Raw genomic sequence first — 23,521 nt, forward strand, 5'->3', positions numbered from 1 at the left:
CTCCCAATATTCAAGGCGCGAGTCGTTCGTCATCCGCCTCGTCTAATCCCCTCGGTTTGAACCAAGGCTTATGCGCCTTGCTTTCAAAACTCCTAACAGGGTGTTTACCAACTATCTCGACGGGGCCAAACAGGGATTGGCTAGCCAACCGCCATATTGTCGATCAGGCGGGTTCCGCCGATCCGGGCGGCAACCAGCAGGCGGGCTGGAGCTGGCGGCAGGCTGGTGAGCGGTGCGAGCGATTGCGCATCGGCCAGCGCTGCATAATCGACCGAAGCGAAACCGCCCTCGACCAGCCTGCGTTCGAGCGTGGCCAGCGCATTGCCGACATCGGCTCCAGCCTCGATCGCGGCGATCGCGGCCTTCATTTCGCGCGGCAACGCAGCCGCATTGGCGCGGTCTTCTGGAGAAAGGTAGCGGTTGCGGCTCGACATTGCGAGCCCGTCAGCCTCGCGTACGGTCGGCACGCCGATGATGTCTTGCACATGCGGCCGGGTGAGGTCGAGATCGCGCGCCATCGCACGGATCACTGCCAGTTGCTGGTAGTCCTTCTCGCCGAAGAAGGCCTTGTCAGGCATGACCTGGTTGAACAGCTTGCACACCACTGTCGCCACGCCGTCGAAATGGCCCGGGCGTGCCGCTCCGCAGAAATTGTCGCTTACGCCGCTGACTGAAATCGAAGTTACGAAGCCCGATGGATACATCGCCTCGACCCCGGGCGCCCAGAGCAGCGCGACGCCTTCCGCCTCAAGCATGGCCGAATCCTCGGCCAGCTGGCGCGGATAGGCGTCGAGATCCTCGTTCGGGCCGAACTGGGTAGGATTGACGAAGATCGACGCGATGACGTGATCGCATGCCTTGCGCGCCTCGCGCACCAGCGTCAGGTGCCCTTCATGGAGCGCGCCCATGGTCGGGACGAGCGCTACGCTGCCGCCCCCGGCGCGCAGCCCGGCCTGGGCATTTCTCAACATGTCGAGCGTAGTGGCGGTTTGCACGCGGGCAGCCCCTCCGATATGGATTTTCCCTCCCCTAGCGCCCGACTGCCGGGCGATACAAGCAGATCGAAAGGCCCCGCCAGAAATGTCCGCCAGGCTCCCGCACCGGATCGTCTTCGCCAATGAGAAAGGCGGCACCGGCAAGTCGACCACGGCGGTGCATATCGCGATCGCGCTGGCCTATCGCGGGGCGCGGGTGGTGGCGATCGACCTCGACCAGCGCCAGCGCACCATGGCGCGCTATCTCGAGAATCGGACCGATACGGCGCAGCGCCGCCAGGTGGCTTTGCCGAGTGCGGAATGCCGGGTCTTCGAAGGCGATGTCGACGGGCTCGAGGCGCTGGTGGCCGAACTCGGGGCCGACGCCGACTATGTCGTGTTCGACACGCCGGGGCGCGACGATCCGCTTGCTCGCCATGCCGCGACCGAGGCGGACACGCTGGTCACGCCGATGAACGACAGCTTCGTCGACTTCGACCTGATCGGGCAGGTCGAAGGCGAGACTTTCAAGGTCAAGCGGCTGAGCTTCTATGCCGAGCTGATCTGGGAAGCGCGGCTCAAGCGCAGCCGCGCAACGATCGAACAGCAACGCCGCCAGATGGACTGGGTGGTGGTGCGCAACCGCACCGGCCATGTCGAAGCGCGCAACATGGCGCGTATCGAACAGGCGCTGGCAGAGCTTTCGAAGCGGGTCGGCTTCCGCGTGGCGCAGGGCCTTTCCGAACGCGTGATCTATCGCGAGTTGTTCCCTTCGGGGCTGACGCTACTCGACAAGGGGCATCTGGGCGAACTCGGCACCAGCCACCTCGTCGCGCGGCAGGAATTGCGCGAACTGGTCAAGTCGCTGGCCTTGCCCGAATTCATCCCGCCGCAGCCAAGGCTCGAGCTCGCCTGATGCTGCGCCTGCTGGTCATCGCGGCGCTGCTGTCGCTGGGGTGCAAGCTCATCTTCGGCCGCTGGCCGTGGGAATACCTGCGCGGCGCCTCCACGCGGCAGCGCGCGGTCGAACGGGCCCGGCAATTGCTCGGGGTGGCTCCGGGCGCGAAGCGGCAGCAGATCGTCGAAGCGCACAAAAGGCTGGTGGCGATGGTCCACCCGGATCGCGGCGGAACCAATGAGCAGGTGCATGAGGCCAATGCCGCGCGCGACCTGTTGCTGGCAGAACTGCCACCCGAAATTCCGTCGTAGTTCGATTGGCACGATTGCAGGGCAAATGCGGCTGGCTTAGGCCCGGCTGCAAGATTTCAAGGCGTTACACATGGCACATAAATTCCATCCCACCGTTCTGCGCGAATACGATATCCGCGGGATCATCGACGAAACGCTCGGCCCCGATGACGCGCGCGCGATTGGGCGCGGCTTCGCCACGCTGCTGCGCGAAGCGGGGGGGCACAAGGTCGCGGTCGGCTATGACGGGCGGGTAAGTTCGCCGATGCTCGAACACGCGCTGGTCGAAGGGCTCACCGCCAGCGGCTGCGACGTGGTGCGGGTTGGCATGGGCCCGACCCCGATGCTCTACTACGCCGAAGCCTCAGCCGAGGACGTGCACGGCGGCATTCAGATAACCGGCAGCCATAATCCCGCCAATTACAATGGCTTCAAGATGGTATTCCAGGGGCGTCCGTTCTTCGGGGCGGACATCCAGCTGCTGGGCGACCTTGCGGCGCGCGGGGCCTGGGGCAACGGCAATGGTAGCGTTGAGGAGCATGAAATCCTCGACGAATATGTTGAGCGTCTGCTGCAAGGTCTCGCCGGGATCGATCCGGGCGCGCTGTCCGGCATCAAGGTCGGTTGGGATGCAGGCAATGGCGCTGCCGGCCCCGCACTCGAGAAGCTCGCCGCGCGCTTGCCGGGCGAGCATCACCTGCTGTTCACTGAAGTCGATGGCAATTTCCCCAATCATCATCCCGATCCCACGGTCGAATCCAATCTGGCCGACCTCAAGGCGCTCGTCGCGGAGAAGCAGCTCGATTTCGGAGTGGCTTTCGATGGCGATGGCGACCGGATCGGTGCGATCGATGGCGAGGGCCGCGTGATCTGGGGCGACCAGTTGCTGATGATCTATGCCGAGGACGTGCTGAAATCGCATCCCGGCGCGACGGTGATCGCCGATGTGAAGGCCAGCCGCGCATTGTTCGATCGCGTCGCTGAATGCGGCGGGCGCCCGCTGATGTGGAAGACCGGCCATTCGCTGATCAAGTCCAAAATGAAGGAAGTTTCCTCACCGCTGGCGGGCGAGATGAGCGGCCACGTGTTCTTTGCCGACAGCTATTACGGCTTTGACGATGCGCTTTATGCCGGTGTGCGGCTGCTTGCCGCCAGCGCGCGGCTGGGCAAGTCGGTCACGCAGCTGCGCGGCGAGATGCCTGCGATGCTCAACACGCCGGAGTTGCGCTTCCAGGTCGACGAGAGCCGCAAGTTTGCCGCGATCGGCGAGATTGCGCAGCGGATCGCCGAAAGCGATGCCGTGGCCGACACGACCGACGGGGTGCGCGTCACCACCAATGACGGCTGGTGGCTGCTGCGCGCATCGAACACGCAGGACGTGCTGGTCGCCCGCGCCGAAAGCGACAGCGAGGAAGGGCTTGCTCGCCTGCTGGCGCAGATTGACGAGCAATTGGCATTGAGCGGGCTCGAACGCGGCGAGAGCGTGGGGCACTAGGGCCCGTCATTATCGCTTCCCACGGGTCGCACGATTTGCTTCCTTGCGGAGTGTGAACGCATTGCACCCGGTCCCACACGAAGTCACCGCCTGGTTTGCCGGGCGGGGATGGCGTGTGCGGCGGCACCAGGGGGAAATGCTCGCCGCATCGGATGCGGGCAAGCACGCGTTGCTGGTGGCGGATACCGGCGCGGGCAAGACGCTGGCGGGTTTCCTGCCGACGCTGGCGGATTTCTGTGCATCCCGGCTGGATGGTGCTGCCCCGCCTGAGGGGCTGCACACGCTCTATGTATCGCCACTCAAGGCGCTGGCGCATGATGTGCAGCGCAATCTCCTCACGCCGATCGAAGAGATCGGCCTGCCGATCCGCGTCGAAACGCGCAGCGGCGATACGCCAGCCGAACGCAAGAAGCGCCAGCGGGTGAAGCCGCCGCATGTCTTGCTGACCACGCCGGAAAGCCTTTCCCTCCTCCTCAGCTATCCCGACAGCTTCGAGATGTTCCGCGGGCTGAAGCGGGTCGTCATCGACGAGGTGCACGCTTTCGCCACCGGCAAGCGAGGGGACCTACTCGCGCTGTCGCTCAGCCGACTGCAGGCAATCGCGCCCGATATGCAGCGGGTGGCGCTCTCCGCCACAGTGGCCGATCCGGAAGGCTTTCGCGGGTGGCTCGCACCCTGGGGCGATGTCGATACGGTCGAGCTGGTCGAAGGCGAGCAGGGCGCCGCTCCCGAGGTCGAAATCCTGCTGCCCTTCGAAGAGCGCGTGCCGTGGGGCGGGCATGCGGGGCGTTGGGCGATCCCGCAGCTCTATGACACGATCAAGCGCAACAGGACCACGTTGGTCTTCACCAACACGCGCTTCCTCGCCGAGTTCATTTTCCAGCTGTTGTGGGACGTCAACGAGGACAAGCTGCCTATCGGCATCCACCACGGCAGCCTTTCGGCAGAGGCGCGGCGCAATGTCGAAGGCGCGATGGCGCGCGGCGAGTTGCGGGCGCTGGTCTGTACCGCTAGCCTCGACCTTGGCGTCGATTGGGGCGATATCGATTGCGTGGTGCAGATGGGCGCGCCCAAGGGTTCTTCGCGCCTGCTTCAAAGGATCGGCCGCGCCAATCACCGGCTCGATCAAGCCAGCCGTGCGATCCTTGTGCCGGGAAACCGCTTCGAATTCCTCGAAGCGACCGCGGCCAAGGATGCGGTCGACGAAGGCCAGCGCGACGGCGAGGAGTTCCGGCCGGGCGGGCTCGACGTGTTGGCGCAGCATGTGATGGCATGCGCCTGCGCGGGGCCATTCGCGGAAGATGCGCTGCTGGGCGAAGTCCGTTCCACGCTGGCCTATAGCTGGGTCACGCCCGATGACTGGCAGCGTGTGCTCGGCTTCGTCGAGAACGGCGGCTATGCCCTGCGGGCCTATGACAAGTTCAAGCGGATCGTTCGCGACAGGGATGGCATATGGCGGCTGACCCATCCCGAACATGCCCAGCGCCACCGCATGAACGCAGGGATCATCATCGATAGCGAAATGCTCACCGTGCGGTTCCGCAACGGGCGCAGCCTGGGGCGAGTGGAAGAACGCTTCGCCGCGACGCTCTCGCCGGGCGATACATTCTTCTTCGCAGGAATGAGCCTGGAGGTCGAACAGCTCAAGGACATGGACGTGGTAGTGCGCGCCGCGAAGAAGAGCGCCACCATTCCGTCGTATGGCGGAGCGCGAATGCCGCTGACGACGCATCTTTCTGCGCGGGTGCGCGAGATGCTGGTCGACCGGGCGGGCTGGGCGCGCTTCCCCGACGATGTGCGCGAATGGCTGGAAGTGCAGGATTGGCGCAGCCGGATGCCGGGGCCGGGCATGTTGCTGGTCGAGAGCTTTCCGCACGAGCGCAAGCACTACAGCGTCTGTTACACGTTCGAAGGCTGGAACGCGAACCAGAGCCTGGGCATGCTGATCACGCGGCGGATGGAGGATCGCGGGCTGCAGCCGGGCGGATTCGTTGCCAATGACTATTCGCTCGCAGTGTGGGGGCTGAAGCCGGTGACCGATCCGGCCCCACTGCTTTCGCCCGATATCCTCGAGCATGAATTCGTCGACTGGGTGCAGGAATCGCATTTGCTGCGCCGTGCCTTCCGCGAAGTTGCGGTGATCAGCGGGCTGGTCGAGCGGCAACATCCGGGCAAGCGCAAAAGCGGCAAGCAAGTGACCTTTTCGACCGACCTGATCTACGATGTGCTGCGCAAGTACGAGCCTGACCATGTGTTGCTCGAGGCGGCCTGGGCCGATGCGCGCGCGAGAATGACCGACGTAGGACGATTGGCGGATTTGCTCGAACGCTCTGCCCGCGAACTTGTTCATGTCGAACTCGACCGGGTGAGCCCTTTGGCTGTGCCGGTGATGACGATGATCGGGCGCGAAGCGGTGCCACAAGGCGCGATCGACGAGGAACTGTTGCTGGAGGCCGAAACGTTGGCGGGCGAGGCGATGCGGGTGGATGTGCGGGAAGCGGCAGAGGATTAGCCGCTTCCCGCCAGCACCTATTTCCCAAAGTCCTTGTGCAGATGGTTGCCTACGAAGGCGAACCTTGTGGCTCCCGAATCCTTGATCAGCGCGATGGTCTTCGCCGAGGCGTCGTAACTGGCAGAGCCAGTGGGTTCGAAGCGCAGCAGGGGTTCGCGCGGCAATGCAGTGGCCGCCTGCACCATGCGCGACAAATCGTCGCGGTTAACCGCATTGCCGTTCCAGTAGAGCTGGTCGGCCGCATCGATCGCCACGGTGTTCTCGATATCATTCGGTATGAATGGCCCCGGGCCGCTGGGCAGGTCGATCTCGGTCACATGCGTTGCCATGGGCACTGCCATGATCAGCATGATCAGTAACACAAGCAGGACATCGATGAAGGGGGTTACGTTCATGTCGCTCAGCGGTCGCGAGGGTGGCGGGCGGCGGCGCAAGGCGTATGGCATGGCATTTCTCCCGATTGCACGCCCGCTCTGCGCGAGCGATGTAACAACATAACATATCACATTCGCTTGGCAATATGGCCGTTGGATCAGGGCCTTGAGCTTGTTTGCCGATCCGCACCGGGCAATAAAAAAGGGGCGGATCGCTCCGCCCCTTCTTCGATATGTGTTTGGCTTGCAGTCTTACTGCTGGCCGCCAACCGCCCCGGGGCCGCCGGTGCCGAAAGAGCGGTACTTCTCGTTGCCGACGAAGCCGAACTTGGTGACGCCCGACGCCTTGATGATGCGCAGCACATTGGCCGAGAGCTCGTAGCTCGCCTGCGCTTCGGGTTCGAACTGCAGCTCGGGCTCAGGCTGGATCGCCAGCGTGTCCTGCAGCAGCGTGACCAGTTCGCCGAGAGTGACGGGCTGCGCATTCCACAGAACCTGGTTGTCGGCCGTCAGAACAAGCTTGTTCTTGATCGGGTCGATCGGCGGAGGATTGTCCATCGGGCTCGGCTGCGGAAGGTCGATATCGACCGAGTGCGTCGCCACAGGGATGGTGATGATGAACATGATCAGGAGAACGAGCAGGACGTCGATCAACGGCGTCATGTTCATTTCCATCATCGGCGAGCCATCGTCTTTGCCACCTGACATTGCCATGGGCGTAGTCTCCTATTTCTTTTCTAGGTGCGTCAGATCCCGGGCTCGACCGGGTTCGAGATGAAGCCGACCGTGGGGTAACCAGCGGCCTGCACATTGTAGATCGCACCAGCGACACAGCGCCACGGTGCGTTCACGTCGCCGCGAATGTGCACCTGGGGAATCTGGTCGGGGTCTTCCATGATTGCTTCGGGGCCACCTGCGCGGGTCACGATTGCATCGAGACGCGCAAATGCCTGGTCGTAGAGCTGCTCCGACGTCACCGGGGTGATGTTGTTGAAGTAGACGCGGCATTCGCCACTGCGCGATGCACCTTCGAAGCCTGGCTCGCCGGCACTACGTCCGGCCGCGTCGGTGGTGCTGACGGTAAGGAGAAGGTTTTCGACCTTATCCTTCGACTCTACCGATTCCATCACCGGAATCTCGAGCTTCTCGATCGTCTGGATCGCCACCGGAACCGCGATGAGGAAGATGATCAGAAGCACCAGCATCACGTCCACGAGCGGCGTGGTGTTGATGTCCGACATCGGGGTCTCGCCCCCGCCTCCCATCGAAATCGCCATTGCTAAATCCTATCCGTAAAACTTCGCCGAGGGTTGTGGATGGCGGGGGCAGCGTTGGCGCCGCCCCCGGTCATCTACAGCGATCAGGCCTTGGGAGCCGCCGGGGCGCCTGCGGGCTTGGCAGCAGCTGCCTTCACAGCCGGGCGAACGGCGCCATTCGAGCTCAGGTTAGCAAGAATGTCGGTCGAGAAAGCCGACAGGTGCTCGGCGATGCGACGGTTGCGGCCCTGCAGCCAGTTGTAGGCGAACACGGCAGGCACAGCCACGAACAGACCGATCGCGGTCATGATCAGTGCTTCACCGACCGGGCCGGCGACCTTGTCGATCGAGGCCGAACCGGCGATGCCGATGTTGATCAGCGCGCGGTAGATCCCGATAACGGTGCCGAGCAGGCCGACGAACGGTGCGGTCGCGCCGACGGTGGCGAGGAACGGCAGGCCGCCAGCGAGCTTGGCGTTGATCGAGTCCTGCGAACGCTGCAGCGAACCGTGCATCCAGTCATGGGCTTCGAGCTTGTCGGTCATCTTGCCGTGCTCGTCTTCAGCCTTGAGGGCGTCGTCGACGACCTGGCGCCATGCGCTGTTCTTTTCGAGCTTGGTCGCGCCGTCCTTGAGCGAGCCGGCCTGCCAGAACTTGGCCGCCACTTCGGTGCGGTACTGCTTCATGATCTTGTTTTGCTCGAAGAGCTTGGTGATCAGGATGTAGAACGAACCGACGCTCATGATGATCATGATCGTGAGAATGAACCAGGCGACGGGGCCGCCCTGTTCCATCGCTTCCAAGAAGCCAAACTGGTTCGGCGCCACGTCGGCAGCTGCGGCAAGAAGTTCGATAGTCATTGCGAATAGTCCTCTTAAAAAATTGTCCCCAAAGGGCCTTAGGCTTGGTGCGAAGCCGCGCGGCCTAATTCAGTTGGTAGGTAATGCTGGTTGAGTACTGACCGGTGGTCGGGTTTCCGGCTGCGTCAAGCGCAGGGTTGAACCGCGCATAGCGCTGCATCCCCTGGCAAGCCGCTTCGTCGAGGATCGACGAGCCGCTCGACCGTGCAACGGTACAACCGGACACACGTCCATCCGGGCTGATCGACACGTTGACGCCGACCGTACCCTGAATCTCTTCGCGCAGGGCGCGCGAGGGATAGTTTTCCTGGATGCGGGCAGCCCAGCGACGCTGGTTGTCCGGGGTTGCGCCGCGCGCCCTCGAAGGCGGTGCGGGCGGAGCCGGCGGCGGCACGACCAGCGCAGGCGGAGCCGGCGGCGGAATCGTGGGCCTCGTCTGAATCGGGGGCGGTGCCGGCGCGATATTGATCGGCGGCGGCGGAGCCACGGGCGGCGGCGGAGCCTGCTGTTGCGGCTCGGGCGGCGGCGGTTCATCCTCGGGCTCGGGCGGCGGCGGTTCTTCGATGTCGATCGTGGTCACACGTTCGGCAACTTTCTTCACCGCTTCAATCGCCAAGCCACTGATGAAGATATAGCCGACAACTACGTGAATTAGTCCCACCAGAATGATGGAGACTATCCGGTTGCCGCTTGTTGTTTGGTCAGCGTAAGCCATCCAGTCGCTTTCTCTCCATTCACTTTGTCAGGCCGAAGCCCGACAGTTAGGCGACCGCAAACGACGGTTTGCGGAGCCTTGAACTCCATTTCCTCCCTGACCGGGCGGCAGTCGACCGACCCGGAGGCATTGCGAGCTAGCAGCGATGCGACCCGCAATAAGAGCCTGACTTGTTTTGTCCCCAACATAGCCGGGCTCAAGTCCGGCGCTTTAACGGGCAAGCCAAGCTCAGGCAAACGCTTTATCGGTTAATTTCAGATTCAGGCCTGATTGTCTGCTATTAGAGCGCTTTAGCCATGCGTGGACGAACCGCGCGCGGCGAAGGTAATCGGTGGCATTCCAGCTCCCATGCGAGGCGATATAAATGTTGAAAATCAAGATTCTGGCTCTTTCCCTCGCAATGCTTCCCTTGGCGGTTTCGGCACAGGTTCCGGCTCCGCCCGAATCCCGCGAGGCGCAATTGACCTATGCCGACCTGGTCGATCTCGCCGACACTTCCGAACTGGTCTTGCGCGCGGAGATTCGGCGCCAGATCGCGCTCGAGCCGGAGCGCGCGACGGGAGTCGCACCGGGATTCGCGCGGCTCTTTATCGAGGCGGATACGCTAGCCCTGATCGCGGGGACGAGCGGGGTAGGCGCGCAGCTGCGTTACCTCGTGGATGTGCCGCTCGACGCGCGCGGCAAGGTGCCCAAGCTGCGCAAGCAGCAGGTGCTGCTTTTCGCGCGGACGGTCCAGGGGCGGCCCGGCGAATTGCAGCTGGTCAGCGAATCGGCGCAGCTCGCCTATTCGCCCGAGCTCGAAGCGCGGCTGCGCCCAGTCCTTTCGGCGCTCGCTGCAACCGATTCGCCGCCGGTGGTTACGGGGATCAGCGACGCGCTGTCCGTGCCCGGCAATCTTGCGGGCGAATCCGAGACGCAGATTTTCCTCAAGACCGAAGCGGGCGCCCCGGTTTCGATCACTGTGCTGCGGCGGCCCGGTCGCCAGCCCGCATGGGGCGTCTCGTGGGGCGAGATCATCGACCAGTCCGCTCGCCCGCCCGCGCCCGAGACGATCGCATGGTACCGGCTTGCCTGTGCACTGCCGCCCCGCCTGCCCGATGAAGCGAACCTGTCGAACGACGGTTCTGCACGCGCGCAGGCCGCGCGCGACTATGCACTGGTGATGGGCGAGTTGGGGCCTTGCGCACGAACGTTGTGATTGCCGGGGCCAAGCCCAACTAGCGCCGCCCCAAGACAAAGTGGTTCCCTCGCCCCCGTCGCTCGCGCTAGAGGCAGCGGCGATGAGCTATCCATTCCGCCATGTCTTTCGCGTGCGTTATGCCGAAGTCGACCCGCAGTCGGTCGTCTTCAACTCGCGCTATCTCGAATATGCCGATGTGCTGGTGACCGAATTCTTTCGCGATCGCGGCACCGCCGACCTGCCCGGTGACCTTGAGTTCCATGTTCGCCGTGCGGAAGTCGACTACCTTGTTCCGATTCGTCATGACGAACTGATCGAAGGACGGCTGACGGTCGAGCATATTGGCAATTCCAGCATGACCATGCTGGTATCGCTGCATGGTGCGGACGATGGCAGCCACCGCGCCGACATCCGCCTGGTCCAGGTCAGGGTCGATCTCGCCACCGGAAAGCCGCTGCGCATCGAAGACGAAGTTCGCGCCGCCTATGGATTTGCCAGCGCAGAGGTGGCCCATGCCTGATCCGCTTCGCATCGGGCTGGCCGGGCTCGGCACGGTGGGCGTCGGGGTGATCCGGCTGCTCGACACCAATCGCGACCTGCTTGCCGCCCGCGCCGGGCGACCGATCGAATTGGTCGCGGTGAGCGCGCGCGACCGCCATCGCGAACGCGGCATCGACCTTTCTCCCTATGGCTGGGAAGACGACATGGCGGCGCTGGCGCAGCGCGACGATGTCGACGTGGTGGTCGAACTGGTCGGCGGTTCGGACGGCCCGGCGTTGACTTTGGCGCGGGCAGCGCTGGGTGCAGGCAAGCCGCTGGTCACCGCAAACAAGGCGATGATCGCCCATCACGGGCTGGCGTTGGCCGAACTCGCCGAAGCGCGGGACGTTGCGCTCAAGTTCGAAGCCGCGGTTGCGGGCGGGATCCCGGTGGTGAAGGGCCTGCGCGAAGGCACTTCCGCGAACAAGCTCGAGCGGATCTACGGCATCCTCAACGGCACCTGCAATTATATCCTCTCCACCATGGAAGATACCGGGGCCGACTTCGCCGAAGTGCTCGGCGAAGCGCAGGCCAAGGGCTATGCCGAAGCCGATCCGACCTTCGACATCGAAGGGATCGACGCGGCGCACAAGTTGGCGATTCTTGCTGCGATCGGCTTTGGCGCGCGGATCGATTTCGATGCAGTGCGAACCACCGGCATCACCCGGGTGCAAGCAGCCGACATCGCTCAGGCCGATACGCTAGGCTATGTGATCAGGCTCATCGCGATGACCGACGTCGAACCCGACGAAAGCGGCGCGCCGCGCCTGCTGCAGCGCGTGCGGCCTTGCCTCGTTCCCAAATCGCACCCGCTTGCCAGCGTCGACGGGCCGACCAATGCCGTGGTGGCGGAAGGTAATTTCTCGGGCCGCTTGCTGTTCCAGGGCGCGGGTGCAGGTGAAGGGCCGACCGCCAGCGCGGTGGTGGCCGATTTGATCGATATCGCTCGCGACGAAGTGGGTGCGCCCTTCTCGATCCCGGTCGCGAGCCTTGCCAAGATGGCGCCGGCCGAGCCGGGGCACCGGATGGAGCGGACCTATCTGCGGTTCACCGTGGCGGATCGCCCGGGCGTGCTGGCCGAGATCGCGGCGGCCATGCGCGATGCCGGGGTTTCGATCGAAAGCCTGATCCAGAAGGCGCGATCGGATGACGGCGGCGACGTGCTGGTGGCGATGGTCACGCATGAAGGGCCCGAACGTTGCGTGACGCAGGCTCTCGCACTGCTCGAAGGTTCAGACAGCCTTACTGCCCAGCCTCTGGTTCTTCCGATCCTGCCTGACTAGCGCCTGGGCTTTCCGCCTCGGCTTCCGCGCTCGCTTCGCCGGGCACAGGCAGGCCCAGTTCGGCAACCAGCTCGGGCGGCGGCTTCGACGTGTCGCGACCAAGGGGTGGCAACCCGTTGGCGATGCGGTCAGCGTCCGAACCCGGCGGAGCCTGAGGCAGTGCTGTCACGTCGATCATCAGCGCAGGTGGTGGCGGGCACTTCTGCAGTCCCGGGATACACAGGCTGCCGACTGTCGCTGGCCCGCGGAATATGCCCGGCCCGGCGACATCGGGCGCCTGCGGATCGTTGGCATACATTGTTTCCTGCGCGTAGCGACTCTGCGACTCCTCTCGGCTCCCGGTCAAATATTCGCTCGTGTCCTGCTTTCGGCGACACACTATGATCTCGCCCGAAATGATCGCAGCCTCTTGCTCGGCCGAGCAATCTTCCACTTCCGGCGGCGGGCCATAGGCGCTGCGCGCCGCAGTGAGCGGATCGGCGCTGCTTCCCTGGGGATTCCCCCCTTCGGCCTGCTGCGCCTGAGCCGGGCCCGCCAGCGCCAGTGTTAGCGCAGCGGCAAACCATGCCTGCCTCCAGGGCTGGGGTGAATTGCAGGCTGGAACCGGCGCAATGCTCGACAAGCGCCACTCCTTGTGTCTAAGCGCCGCCAAACCTTTTGCCTTTGGGACTGAATCGCACATGAATACCGATATCCTCGCAAAGAAGCCCGCTGGCGACAGCGTGCTCGACCGCGTTCTCGTGCTCGAAATGGTCCGTGTGACGGAAGCCGCGGCGATCGCCGCTTCGCAAATGGTGGGGCGCGGGGACGAGAAGGCTGCCGATGCCGCCGCGGTGGAGGCCATGCGCCGGGCCTTCGACACGCTCTATATGGACGGCACCGTGGTGATCGGCGAAGGCGAACGCGACGAAGCGCCGATGCTTTATATCGGCGAGAAGGTGGGCGGCGCGCCCGGTCGCGGCCCGAAGATCGATATCGCGCTCGACCCGCTCGAAGGCACGACCATCACCGCCAAGGCCGGGCCCAATGCACTCGCGGTGCTGGCGGCAGCGGACGAGGGGAACCTGCTCAACGCGCCTGACGTCTACATGGACAAGCTGGCGGTTGGGCCGGGCTATCCGCCCGACATTATCGACCTTGCCAAGAGTCCGACCGAAAACGTCAAGGCGGTGGCTGCGGCCAAAGGCGTGGAGCCGAACGAGATCATCGTCTGCGTGCTCGACCGCCCGCGCCATGCCGAACTGATCGCCGAGTTGCGCTCGATCGGATGCGGCGTCGTGCTGATCGGCGATGGCGACGTGGCCGGGGTGATTGCGGTGACCGACCCTGAAACGACGATCGACCTCTATATGGGGCAGGGCGGCGCGCCCGAGGGCGTGCTCGCTGCTGCGGCGCTGCGCTGCGTAGGCGGCCAGTTCAACGGGCGGCTGGTGTTCCGCAACGAGGACGAGAAGAAGCGCGCGCGCAATTGGGGTATCGAGGACCTCGACCGCATCTACAAGCTGGAAGACCTCGCCAAGGGCGACTGCATCTTTGCCGCCACCGGCGTCACTTCGGGCTCGCTGCTCGATGGCGTCAAGCGGCTGCGCGGCGGCAAGATGACGACCCACAGCGTAGTGATGCGGGCAAGTTCGGGAACGGTCCGCTGGATTCGCGGCGAACACCGCATCGCCTGACGGCACGACCGGCGGGCCGGCTATGGAAAAGCCGCGGCCCGCTCTGTTGCAATGTGATGACGCTCGGCTAAGCCCGCGGCAGGCCCGCATGCCCGATTCGCCATGCGGCAAAAGGGGAACAGCGCGATGAAGATCATGTCCGGCAATTCGAACCTGCCGCTTGCGCGCGCGGTCGCCGCCTATCTCGAACTTCCGCTGACGGATGCCAGCGTGCGGCGCTTCGCCGACGAGGAAGTGTTCGTCGAGATTCACGAGAATGTGCGCGGCGAAGACGTATTCCTGGTCCAGCCGACCAGCTTCCCGGCCAATGACAATCTGATGGAACTGCTGATCTGCATCGATGCGCTCAAGCGCGCCTCGGCCAAGCGGATCACGGCGGTGGTGCCCTATTTCGGCTATGCACGGCAGGACCGGAAGCCCGGCCCGCGCACGCCGATCTCGGCCAAGCTGGTGGCGGACCTTATCACCCGCGCCGGGGCGGACCGCGTGCTGGCGGTCGATCTCCACGCCGGGCAGATCCAGGGCTTCTTCGATATCCCGACCGACAATCTCTATGCCGCGCCGGTGATGGCCGCCGATATCCAGGCGCGTTACGGCGACCAGGACCTGATGGTCGTCAGCCCCGACGTGGGCGGCGTGGTGCGCGCCCGCGCGCTGGCCAAGCGGCTCGACAATGCCCCGCTCGCCATCGTCGACAAGCGCCGCGACCGCCCCGGCGAAAGCGAAGTGATGAACATCATCGGCGATGTGAAGGGGCGCCATTGCATCCTGATCGACGACATCGTCGATTCGGGCGGCACGCTGTGCAATGCGGCGCAGGCGCTGCTCGACGCAGGGGCCGTGAGCGTCGCGGCCTATATCACCCATGGCGTGCTGTCAGGCGGCGCGGTGGCGCGGGTCGACGGTTCGGCGCTGAAAGAGCTGGTGATCACCGACACGATCCGCCCGACCGAAGCGACTGAGCAGTCGCAGCGTATCCGTGTGCTCACCATTGCGCCGCTGATCGGCGAAGCGGTGCGCCGCATCGCCGACGAAAGCTCGGTCAGCTCGCTGTTCGACTAGCTGTCGTCGCCATGGAACCACGGGCGCGTTTGCCCAGGCCTCAGGCGATCCAGTTCCTCCAGCCGGCGCGCCTGGCGAATTTCGACATTGAGCGTCATTAGCGGCCGCGGTGAAGCGCGGAACGCGCTGGGCGTGGTTCCGAAAAAGGCCGCGAACTCGCGGATCAGGTGCGACTGGTCGAAATAGCGCAAGACCAGCTCATCGGCTTCCGCATCGTCGGCCACGCCACAGATTTGCGCGGCGATGTCGAGCGCGCGGGCACGCCGCAAGACCTGCTTGGGGGTGAGGCCGAAATCGCGCTTCACCATGCGTTCGAGCTTTCTGAGGCTGATCCCCTGGAGCTCGGCGAAGTCCGACAGCACCATGTTGGGATCGGAAAAGCCGGCCAGTTCGAACGCGGTCGAAATCCTGTCGGGATGGGCTGGCGCGAGTTCCGCGATCCGGCGGCGCAGCATTTCCTCGATCCGTTCGAGCCATTGCTCGGGGTCGTCGCTGGGCGAATATTCGGCAAACAGGTCGTGCTCGACAAGGTGCAACGGATCGGTGCGCTCGATGCGGTCGACCAGTTCATCCGACGCGCGGCCGGTCAGTATTGGCAGCGCCCCGGGCCTTAGCCCCACGCCTATCGCCATCACCGGGCCCGAACAGCAGCGCCTCGTCGCGATAATGCTGGGTCCCGTCAGCCGAAGTGGCGGCCCAGTCGCCGCGCAGGATTATGCGTGCATAGGCAAGGTCGGTGCACATGCCGCAGCGGATCAGCGATCCCGGGACGGCTTCGATCTTGGCGGCGACGAGTCGCGCGACCCACGGCTGGAGGTCGTCTGCCGGCGCGCGATTGATCGACAGCGGCATGCCGTCGCGCGAAGTGCCCGACTTCGGCGCGTATTTATGGTGCCAGTGTTCGCCTTCCCAATCCGCAGCCATTGAGAGCAACCCCACATTTTTCCGATGTTTAGCGCAAAAAAACTGGCCGGTCGAATCGGATTCGAAGCGCGGGGCTAGTCGCCGCGACGCCAGGGATAGCGTTCTGCCGGATCGTGCCGCCCCAGCACTTCCAGCCGCCGCGCCTGTCGCGCTTCGAGTGTCTTGGTCATGATCGGCTGCGGCGTGTTGACGAACTGTCTCGGGGTCATGCCGAAGAACTCCACGAACTCGCGGATCATGTGCGACTGGTCGTAATAGCGCAGCGCCAGTTCCTCGGCCTCGGCATCGTCGGCCACTCCGCGCAAATTGGCCGCAATGTCGAGCACGCGTGCCCGCCGCAGCACGCGCTTGGGAGTCTGGCCATAGGCGCGCTTGATCATCCGTTCGAAGCTGCGCCGCTCGATCCCGTGCTCATCCGCGAAATCGCCGATATTCATGTTGGGATTGGCGAAGGCCGCCTTGTCGAAAGCTTCCACGATCGGATCGGGGTGAGCCCCTCCCGTGCGCTCGACCAGGTCGCCGACCAGGATCTCCGCCACGCGCAGCCAGCGCTGGGGCGGGCTGGACGGGTCGAACCATTCGATCAGCTTCTCGCTGGTGCCCCATTCCTGGTCGCCATAGATATGGTCGTACAGGATCGCCCGGTCGAGCATGTCGGCGACCTTTGGTCCCTTGAGTGCGGCGACCGCTCCGGGCTTGAGCGCCACGCCGACCGCAGCGAAACTACCCCTCACTGTCACCGGCATCTTGCGCGTTTGAGGGCCGAAGAACATCGCGCAGCTGCGATAGCGCCCGAACCCGTCGCGCGTTTCGGCCGTCCAGTCGCCGTCGAGCAGCACGCGCAGCACGGGGGTATCCGCGCACAGCCCGCAATGGATTATGTGATCGGGTTCGGCCTCCACCTGCACCGCGTAAACCCGCGCCACCCAGGGCGAGAGTTCTTCGCATGGCGCGCGGTTCAATGACAGCGGCTCACCCGCCGCGGTATGACCCAGCAGCGAACGCAAGCCGAGGCTTGTTGTCAGACGATTGCCTTCGCGCCCCATTTTCTTTTCCGACCCTTGCCTGTCAATTCGGAAGGAGGTGTTGCGCGACCCGTTGCGTCACTCCATATCGCCAACCAAGGCAATTGTCATGAACTCATCCGATATCGAATGCGCCCAGCGCCTGGCCGAAGCCGCCCGCGATGCGATCCGCCCGCTCTATCGCGGCGCATGGTCGCACGAGCGCAAGGACGATCACAGCTTCGTGACCGAAGCGGACCGCGCCGCCGAGGCCGCCATGCGCGCCATCATCGAACGCGAGTTCCCGGCCGACGGGATCATCGGCGAGGAATATGGCAACCGCAACCCGGGCGCGGGGCGGCAATGGGTGCTCGATCCGATCGACGGCACCACCAGCTTCATCGCCGGGCGCCCGATCTTCGGCACGCTGATCGCGCTGATGGAGGATGGCTGGCCGGTGCTGGGCGTGATCGACCAGCCGATCCTGGGTGAACGCTGGATCGGCGCAGCGGGGCAGGCCACCATGTTCAATGGCACGCCGGTCCATGGCTCGCCCTGCCGCGAGCTGGGCGATGCAGTGCTCGCCACCACCAGCCCGCATTTGTTCTCGGGCGAGCAGGTCGAACCTTTCATGAAGCTTGCGGGCGCGGTGGCTCATCGCAAGATCATCTGGGGCGGCGATTGCTACAATTACGGGCTGGTCGCATCGGGCCATGTCGATGTGGTGTGCGAAGCGGGGCTCAAGCTGCACGATTTCGCCGCGCTCGTGCCGGTGGTCGAAGGGGCGGGCTGCATCATGTGCGACTGGAACGGCGACCCGCTCAATGCCGACAGCACGGGCGAAGTGCTGGCGATCGGCGATCCGGCGCGGCTCGAGGACGTGCTCGAAGCGATGCACGCCTGATATCGCGCAACCTGCGGCAAGGTTCCATCCCGGCTTTCCTACTTGGCGCGCGCTTGCCAATGTCGCCGCATGATCGCCATGCCGCCCGCCAGATCCGCCGGACTCGCACTCCGTGAAGGGGCGGGCAGGACGGGCGAGTTTTTCTTCTTAAGACAGTGTCGCATGTGTCGCATCGTCCAGCGCATGCCCGCTGGAACCGAGCGGCTGGGATCGGCATCGCGCTTGCATTCTGCGCCCGATCCGTTAATTGCGCGCGCTTCATCGACACGAATCAAGTCGCCTGCCTGGCTGAAAGGGCTGCCAGGGCCGGTTCGAACGTGTCTCTGACTAGGAGATGAAAATGCCCAAGCTGAAGACCAAGAGCGGTGTGAAGAAGCGCTTCAAGCTCACCGCCACTGGCAAGATCAAGCATGGTGTCGCCGGCAAGCGCCACCGCCTGATCAGCCACAATGCGAAGTATATCCGCACCAACCGCGGCACCACTGTTCTGTCGGAAGCCGACACCAAGACGGTGAAGAAATGGGCCCCCTACGGGCTCGACTGAGCGCGCTGGTTTAAGGAGAATCTGATATGCCTCGCATCAAACGCGGCGTGACCACTCGCGCCAAGCACAAGCGGCTGCTGGAACAGGCCAAGGGCTTTCGCGGCCGCCGCAAGAACACCATTCGCGTTGCCCGCCAGGCGGTCGAAAAGGCAGGCCAGTACGCCTACCGCGACCGCAAGATCAAGAAGCGCAACTTCCGCGCGCTCTGGATCCAGCGCATCAACGCGGCTGTCCGCGCCGAAGGGCTGACCTATTCGCAGTTCATGCACGGCATCAAGCTCGCCGGCATCGAACTCGACCGCAAGGCAATGGCCGACCTCGCCATGAACGAGGAAGGCGCATTCAAGGCTGTGATCGCTCAGGCCAAGGGCGCTCTGCCCGCCTGACGTCGATACCGACTGTTAGTTTTGGGGGCGTCGGGAGGAAACTTCCGGCGCCTTTCCATTTGTAAATTCCATGCCGCTCCGGCAAACATGCACCCATGCGTGGGTCGGGCGATGGCAATGGGGCGGACGATGCGGCGTATGTGATACGCAGTCGGTTCTTTGCGCCGCCAGAAGAGTTCGAAGGTTGCTTCACGTCCTTCTACCGGCTTGAGCTTGATGTCGAAGGCGACGGCAGGCTGCGCGACTATCTGCAACCCGAGTGGGGCAACATTCGCTTCTTTTGCGGAGTAGCGCCATGGTCACGCATGGCGGGCCGCGAGCCCATCACCGATACGAACTTCACCGCGACTGGACCCAGTTCGCATCCCACCGAATTCGAACTCGGAACGGTTCGCATGTGGGGGGTCGGTTTCCTTCCGCTCGGCTGGGCGCGCTATATCGATGCGGATGCGAAGGAGCTTTCCGACACTGTATGGGACGGAACCCGGCATCCGGTGTTTCGCAAGTTCGCCACGCTCCGCGAGGTCCTTTGCAATCCCGGCGCAAGCTTGGAGGAGCAATTCGATGCTCTGTGCGCGGCGATGCGTCGGCTGGGGCGGCGGCATCGCGACGAAGCTACGATCGTCAATTTGCACCGCGCCTTAGTCGATGAGGATCTGGGCAGTGTGGCCGAATTGGCCGACCGGGCTGAACTGACGATGCGCAGCCTGGAACGCATTTGTGCGCGCCACTTCGGCTTCACGCCCAAGCTCCTGATGCGGCGGCAGCGCTTCATGCGAAGCCTCACCAGCTTCATGCTGCACAAGGGCAGCAAGTGGACCGATGTGATCGACGAACACTATCACGACCAGGCGCAGTTCACGCGCGAGTTCCGCGCCTTCATGAGCATGTCGCCTAGTGAATATGCCGCGCAGGATCACCCCATCCTGTCATCTTTCATCGAAGCGCGGGCACGCATGTGGGGTTCTCCCGCCCAGACTCTCGACCGCCCGGCCTGAAAGCACTTTGCCTTGGCGGCCATTTGCCGCTAGCGGGGCGCCCTCCGATAGTGAATCTGATACCATGACCGAACTGACCACACAGAAAGAGGCCACGCTGGCCGCGATCGCCGATGCGCATACGCTTGATGCGCTCGAAGAACTGCGCGTGGCGGCGCTGGGCAAGAAGGGCTGGGTCAGCCTTGCGCTCAAGACGCTTGGCGCGATGCCGCCCGAAGAGCGCCAGCAGGCCGCTCCGACGATCCAGGCGATCCGCGCCGAAGTGACCGACGCGCTCACCGCCCGGAAGGATGCGCTCGAGGTGGCCGAACTCGAAGCGCAGCTGGCCAGCGAGCGGCTCGATCTCACCCTGCCCGCGCCCGAAGCTGCGCGCGGATCGGTGCACCCGGTCAGCCAGGTGATGGACGAACTCGCCGAAATCTTTGCGGACATGGGTTTCGCAGTCGCGACCGGCCCCGAAATCGAAGACGACTGGCACAATTTCACTGCGCTCAACATGGATGAAAGTCATCCTGCGCGCGCAATGCACGACACCTTCTATTTCCCTGACAAGGACAGCGAAGGCCGCGCTATGCTGCTGCGGACGCACACATCGCCGGTGCAGATCCGTAGCATGGTGGCCCAGGGCGCCCCGATCCGCATTATCGCGCCGGGCCGCGTCTATCGCAGCGACAGCGACGCAACGCACACGCCAATGTTCCACCAGGTCGAAGGGCTCGTGATCGATCGCGACATCCACTTGGGCCACCTCAAGTGGACGCTGGAAACTTTCCTCAAGGCCTTCTTCGAGCGTGACGACATCGTGTTGCGCCTGCGCCCGTCATATTTCCCCTTCACCGAGCCTTCGGTCGAAGTCGATGTCGGCTTCGAAGTGGTCGATGGTCGGCGAGTGCTGGGCGGCGACGGCGATGCGCCGGGGCACGGCTGGATGGAACTGCTGGGCAGCGGCATGGTGAACCGCCGGGTGATCGAATTCGCCGGGCTCGATCCCGACGAATGGCAGGGCTTTGCTTTCGGCGTAGGCGTCGACCGGCTCGCCATGCTCAAATACGGCATGGACGATCTGCGCGCTTTCTTCGACGGCGATGTGCGCTGGCTGAACCACTACGGCTTTTCGCATCTCGACCAGCCGACGCTCTCCGCAGGTGTGGGAGCGCGCGCATGAAGTTCTCGCTGACCTGGCTCAAGGACCATCTCGACACCGATGCATCGGTGCAGGAGATCGCGGCTGCACTCAACCGGATCGGGATCGAAGTCGAAGGGATCGAGGACCCGGCCGAAAAGCTCGCCGGGTTCCGCGTCGCCAAGGTGCTGACTGCGGTCCAGCATCCCGATGCCGACAAGCTGCGCGTGCTCACCGTCGACACCGGCGAGGGCGATCCGCTGCAGGTGGTCTGCGGTGCGCCCAATGCCCGCGCGGGGATGAAGGGCGTGCTGGGCCTGCCCGGCGCAGTCGTTCCCGCCAACGGCATGGAATTGCGCAAGAGCGCGATCCGCGGGGTCGAATCGAACGGAATGATGTGCTCGGTGCGCGAGCTCGAACTCGGCGACGAGCACGATGGCATCATCGAATTGCCTGAAGATGCTCCGGTTGGCACCAGCTTCGCCGAATATCACGGCGCTTCGCCAGTGATCGACGTGGCGATTACGCCCAACCGCCCCGATTGTATGGGCGTCTACGGCATCGCGCGCGACCTGGCCGCGGCTGGCCTGGGCGCGCTCAAGCCGATCGCGATCCCTGGTTTCGAAACAAAGGGCGCTTGCCCGGTCGAAATCCGCACCGACGATCCGGAAGGGTGCCCGGCTTTCTATGGCCGCGTCGTCAAGGGCGTCACCAATGGAGCCTCGCCCGAATGGCTGCAGCAGCGGCTGATCAGCGCGGGCCAGCGCCCAATCTCGCTGCTGGTCGACCTCACGAACTATTTGATGCTGGCCTATGGACGCCCGGCTCACGCATATGACCTTGCCAAGCTGACTGGCGCGGTTGTTGCCCGGCGTGCCAATGACGGCGAGCAGGTGCTCGCGCTCAACGAGAAGACCTACGCGCTCGACGGCAGCATGACGGTGATCGCCGATGACAGCGACGTGCATGACATCGCCGGCATCATGGGCGGCGAGCATTCGGGCGTGAGCGAAGACACCACGGATGTGCTGCTCGAGATCGCCTATTTCGATCCGGCTCGGATCGGTGCGACGGGTCGGGCATTGGGGCTGACTTCCGATGCGCGCACGCGCTTCGAGCGCGGGGTCGATCCTGCCTTCCTCGATGACGGGCTCGATCTGCTGACCGCGCTTATCGTCGAACATGCGGGAGGCACTGCAAGCGAGATGGTGCATGCAGGTGCGCCGCCCGCTGAGCCGAAGGTGGTCGCGTTCGATCCGGCGCTCACCGCGCAGCTGGGAGGTGTCGAAATACCCGAGGCCGAGCAGCGCCGCATTCTCGAAAGCCTCGACTTCAAGCTTTCGGCCGATTGGCATGTGACTTGTCCGCTGCGCCGCCACGATATCGAGGGCGCGGCAGACCTCGTCGAAGAAGTTGTCCGGATCCACGGGCTCGACAAGGTGGCGAGCGTTGCTCTGTCTCGGGCGGACGGGGTCGCCCGGCCAACCGCAACGCCGCAACAGGCGATGGAGCGCAAGCTGCGCCGTGCCGCCGCTGCGCGCGGCCTCAACGAAGCGGTGACCTGGTCCTTCCTGCCCACTGATGACGCTGCGCATTTCGCCGATGGCTCGCAGCTTTGGGTGCTTGAGAACCCGATCAGCGAAGACATGAAGGCGATGCGCCCCTCGCTACTGCCCGGGCTGATCAGCGCCGCCAAGCGCAACCTCGATCGCGGGGCCGATGGTTTGCTGCTCTTCGAGATCGGGCGCCGCTATTTCCGCGGGCAAGGCGGGGCGAGCGACGAGAAGCCGACGCTGGGGGTTGTGCTGGCGGGCGAGAAGACAGCGCGCGGCTGGGCGAGTGGCAAGGCAACGAAGTTCGACGCCTATGACGCCAAGGCCGAGGCCATGGCGCTGCTCGAGATTGCCGGGGCACCGGTCCAGAACCTGATGGTGATGGGGGGAGCTGGTGCGCAGTTCCATCCCGGCCAGTCGGCGACCTTGCGGCTCGGGCCCAAGAACGTGCTCGCGCGTTTCGGCATGCTCCATCCCGCGACCTGTAAAGCCTTCGATATCGACGGGCCGGTCGCGGCGGTTGAAATCTTCCTCGACGCGATTCCGCCCAAGAAGGGCGGGGGAACATTCGGGCGCAGTGCCTATGCGCCGCCTGCGCTGCAAGCGGTGACGCGCGATTTTGCCTTCTTCGTCCCGGCCGAACTGCCCGCGGGCGAGCTGGTGCGTGCCGTGAAGGGCGTCGACAAGGCGAACATCGTCGACGCGCGCGTTTTCGACGTGTTCGCGGGGCAGGGTGTCCCCGAGGGCAAGAAATCGGTCGCGATCGAAGTGACGCTGCAGCCGCAGCAGGCGAGCTATAAGGATGCCGACCTCAAGGCGATTTCCGAAGCGATCGTCGCGGCGGCGGCCAAGCAGGGAGCGGAATTGAGAGGTTGATCGCCGGTAGAGGCCCGTTCGCCCTGAAGTCCTGAGCTTGTCGAAGGATCGAAGGGTCGCTCGAACGGGCCGTTCATACTTCGACAGGCTCAGC

Annotated in this window: 25 protein-coding genes; 15 read left to right on the plus strand and 10 right to left on the minus strand. The window is 64.3% G+C overall.

The genetic code is table 11. The features are described from left to right. Positions 1–140 precede the first annotated feature (140 nt). Positions 141–995 carry a pantoate--beta-alanine ligase gene (gene panC / locus VRS74_RS02910; protein ID WP_354143741.1) on the minus strand — a complete coding sequence of 285 codons (855 nt, stop codon included), beginning with the start codon at positions 993–995 and terminating at the stop codon, positions 141–143. An 85-nt stretch (positions 996–1,080) separates the two neighbouring features. Between panC and VRS74_RS02915 the strand changes: the two genes are divergently transcribed. The 4 genes from VRS74_RS02915 (at position 1,081) to VRS74_RS02930 (ending at position 6,169) form a co-directional block, all read left to right on the plus strand. After that, the gene (locus VRS74_RS02915; RefSeq protein WP_354143742.1) at positions 1,081–1,890 is read left to right on the plus strand and encodes a division plane positioning ATPase MipZ; all 810 of its coding nucleotides are present in this window, start codon (positions 1,081–1,083) and stop codon (positions 1,888–1,890) included. After that, entirely contained in the window at positions 1,890–2,183 is a 294-nt protein-coding gene (locus VRS74_RS02920) for a molecular chaperone DnaJ (RefSeq protein ID WP_354143743.1), read from the plus strand. The genes VRS74_RS02915 and VRS74_RS02920 overlap by 1 nt, the downstream gene beginning before the upstream one ends. Positions 2,184–2,253: 70 nt before the next feature. Further along, positions 2,254–3,657 (plus strand): phosphoglucomutase/phosphomannomutase PgmG, encoded by a 1,404-nt coding sequence (gene pgmG, locus VRS74_RS02925; protein WP_354143744.1) that lies wholly within the window; start codon positions 2,254–2,256, stop codon positions 3,655–3,657. Between the two features lie 52 nt (positions 3,658–3,709). Then, complete coding sequence (locus VRS74_RS02930; RefSeq protein WP_354143745.1) at positions 3,710–6,169, plus strand: ligase-associated DNA damage response DEXH box helicase; 2,460 nt, start codon at positions 3,710–3,712, stop codon at positions 6,167–6,169. A 17-nt stretch (positions 6,170–6,186) separates the two neighbouring features. Here VRS74_RS02930 and VRS74_RS02935 read toward each other — a convergent pair whose 3' ends face one another. From VRS74_RS02935 to VRS74_RS02955, 5 genes are all read right to left on the minus strand, one after another. Beyond that, positions 6,187–6,564 carry an ExbD/TolR family protein gene (locus tag VRS74_RS02935; RefSeq protein ID WP_354143746.1) on the minus strand — a complete coding sequence of 126 codons (378 nt, stop codon included), beginning with the start codon at positions 6,562–6,564 and terminating at the stop codon, positions 6,187–6,189. A 231-nt stretch (positions 6,565–6,795) separates the two neighbouring features. Beyond that, the gene (locus VRS74_RS02940; protein ID WP_354143747.1) at positions 6,796–7,257 is read right to left on the minus strand and encodes an ExbD/TolR family protein; all 462 of its coding nucleotides are present in this window, start codon (positions 7,255–7,257) and stop codon (positions 6,796–6,798) included. Between the two features lie 32 nt (positions 7,258–7,289). After that, on the minus strand, positions 7,290–7,820 hold the full coding sequence (locus VRS74_RS02945) for an ExbD/TolR family protein (protein WP_354143748.1): 531 nt from the start codon (positions 7,818–7,820) through the stop codon (positions 7,290–7,292). An 83-nt stretch (positions 7,821–7,903) separates the two neighbouring features. Next, entirely contained in the window at positions 7,904–8,659 is a 756-nt protein-coding gene (locus VRS74_RS02950) for a MotA/TolQ/ExbB proton channel family protein (RefSeq protein WP_354143749.1), read from the minus strand. 64 nt (positions 8,660–8,723) lie between these two features. After that, a complete protein-coding gene (locus VRS74_RS02955; RefSeq protein ID WP_354143750.1) occupies positions 8,724–9,374 on the minus strand; it encodes an energy transducer TonB in 651 nt (216 codons plus the stop codon). 364 nt (positions 9,375–9,738) lie between these two features. Between VRS74_RS02955 and VRS74_RS02960 the strand changes: the two genes are divergently transcribed. The 3 genes from VRS74_RS02960 to VRS74_RS02970 all read left to right on the plus strand — a co-directional run bounded on the left by VRS74_RS02960 (position 9,739) and on the right by VRS74_RS02970 (position 12,377). Then, positions 9,739–10,572 carry a hypothetical protein gene (locus tag VRS74_RS02960; protein WP_354143751.1) on the plus strand — a complete coding sequence of 278 codons (834 nt, stop codon included), beginning with the start codon at positions 9,739–9,741 and terminating at the stop codon, positions 10,570–10,572. 82 nt (positions 10,573–10,654) lie between these two features. Further along, the gene (locus VRS74_RS02965) at positions 10,655–11,074 is read left to right on the plus strand and encodes an acyl-CoA thioesterase (protein ID WP_354143752.1); all 420 of its coding nucleotides are present in this window, start codon (positions 10,655–10,657) and stop codon (positions 11,072–11,074) included. Further along, positions 11,067–12,377, plus strand: coding sequence for a homoserine dehydrogenase (locus VRS74_RS02970; RefSeq protein WP_354143753.1), 1,311 nt, complete (start codon positions 11,067–11,069; stop codon positions 12,375–12,377). Before VRS74_RS02965 ends, VRS74_RS02970 begins: the two co-directional genes overlap by 8 nt. Here the strand turns inward: VRS74_RS02970 and VRS74_RS02975 are convergent. Then, positions 12,337–12,999 carry a hypothetical protein gene (locus tag VRS74_RS02975; protein ID WP_354143754.1) on the minus strand — a complete coding sequence of 221 codons (663 nt, stop codon included), beginning with the start codon at positions 12,997–12,999 and terminating at the stop codon, positions 12,337–12,339. The genes VRS74_RS02970 and VRS74_RS02975 overlap by 41 nt on opposite strands. 58 nt (positions 13,000–13,057) lie before the next feature. Here VRS74_RS02975 and glpX point away from each other — a divergent pair, with 58 nt between their 5' ends. Beyond that, positions 13,058–14,053 carry a class II fructose-bisphosphatase gene (gene glpX, locus VRS74_RS02980; protein ID WP_354143755.1) on the plus strand — a complete coding sequence of 332 codons (996 nt, stop codon included), beginning with the start codon at positions 13,058–13,060 and terminating at the stop codon, positions 14,051–14,053. Positions 14,054–14,179: 126 nt separating this feature from the next. After that, on the plus strand, positions 14,180–15,115 hold the full coding sequence (locus VRS74_RS02985; protein WP_354143756.1) for a ribose-phosphate pyrophosphokinase: 936 nt from the start codon (positions 14,180–14,182) through the stop codon (positions 15,113–15,115). Here VRS74_RS02985 and VRS74_RS02990 read toward each other — a convergent pair. The 3 genes from VRS74_RS02990 to VRS74_RS03000 form a co-directional block, all read right to left on the minus strand. Further along, entirely contained in the window at positions 15,112–15,735 is a 624-nt protein-coding gene (locus VRS74_RS02990; RefSeq protein WP_354143757.1) for a helix-turn-helix transcriptional regulator, read from the minus strand. The genes VRS74_RS02985 and VRS74_RS02990 overlap by 4 nt on opposite strands. Continuing rightward, positions 15,683–16,039 (minus strand): hypothetical protein, encoded by a 357-nt coding sequence (locus VRS74_RS02995; RefSeq protein ID WP_354143758.1) that lies wholly within the window; start codon positions 16,037–16,039, stop codon positions 15,683–15,685. Before VRS74_RS02995 ends, VRS74_RS02990 begins: the two co-directional genes overlap by 53 nt. A gap of 74 nt (positions 16,040–16,113) precedes the next feature. After that, the gene (locus VRS74_RS03000) at positions 16,114–17,085 is read right to left on the minus strand and encodes a helix-turn-helix domain-containing protein (protein ID WP_354143759.1); all 972 of its coding nucleotides are present in this window, start codon (positions 17,083–17,085) and stop codon (positions 16,114–16,116) included. A gap of 88 nt (positions 17,086–17,173) precedes the next feature. Here VRS74_RS03000 and VRS74_RS03005 point away from each other — a divergent pair, with 88 nt between their 5' ends. From VRS74_RS03005 to pheT, 6 genes are all read left to right on the plus strand, one after another. After that, positions 17,174–17,947 (plus strand): inositol monophosphatase family protein, encoded by a 774-nt coding sequence (locus VRS74_RS03005; protein WP_354143760.1) that lies wholly within the window; start codon positions 17,174–17,176, stop codon positions 17,945–17,947. 340 nt (positions 17,948–18,287) lie between these two features. Continuing rightward, on the plus strand, positions 18,288–18,491 hold the full coding sequence (gene rpmI / locus VRS74_RS03010) for a 50S ribosomal protein L35 (RefSeq protein WP_354143761.1): 204 nt from the start codon (positions 18,288–18,290) through the stop codon (positions 18,489–18,491). Positions 18,492–18,517: 26 nt separating this feature from the next. Next, on the plus strand, positions 18,518–18,877 hold the full coding sequence (gene rplT / locus VRS74_RS03015; RefSeq protein ID WP_354143762.1) for a 50S ribosomal protein L20: 360 nt from the start codon (positions 18,518–18,520) through the stop codon (positions 18,875–18,877). A 95-nt stretch (positions 18,878–18,972) separates the two neighbouring features. Further along, on the plus strand, positions 18,973–19,875 hold the full coding sequence (locus tag VRS74_RS03020; RefSeq protein WP_354143763.1) for a helix-turn-helix domain-containing protein: 903 nt from the start codon (positions 18,973–18,975) through the stop codon (positions 19,873–19,875). A 64-nt stretch (positions 19,876–19,939) separates the two neighbouring features. Continuing rightward, positions 19,940–21,040, plus strand: coding sequence for a phenylalanine--tRNA ligase subunit alpha (pheS, locus tag VRS74_RS03025; protein ID WP_354143764.1), 1,101 nt, complete (start codon positions 19,940–19,942; stop codon positions 21,038–21,040). Beyond that, positions 21,037–23,427, plus strand: a complete 2,391-nt coding sequence (gene pheT / locus VRS74_RS03030) for a phenylalanine--tRNA ligase subunit beta (RefSeq protein WP_354143765.1) — start codon at positions 21,037–21,039, stop codon at positions 23,425–23,427. The genes pheS and pheT overlap by 4 nt, the downstream gene beginning before the upstream one ends. Positions 23,428–23,521: the final 94 nt, after the last annotated feature.

The organism is Altererythrobacter litoralis, from assembly GCF_036324225.1.
Lineage (GTDB): Bacteria > Pseudomonadota > Alphaproteobacteria > Sphingomonadales > Sphingomonadaceae > Erythrobacter > Erythrobacter litoralis_A.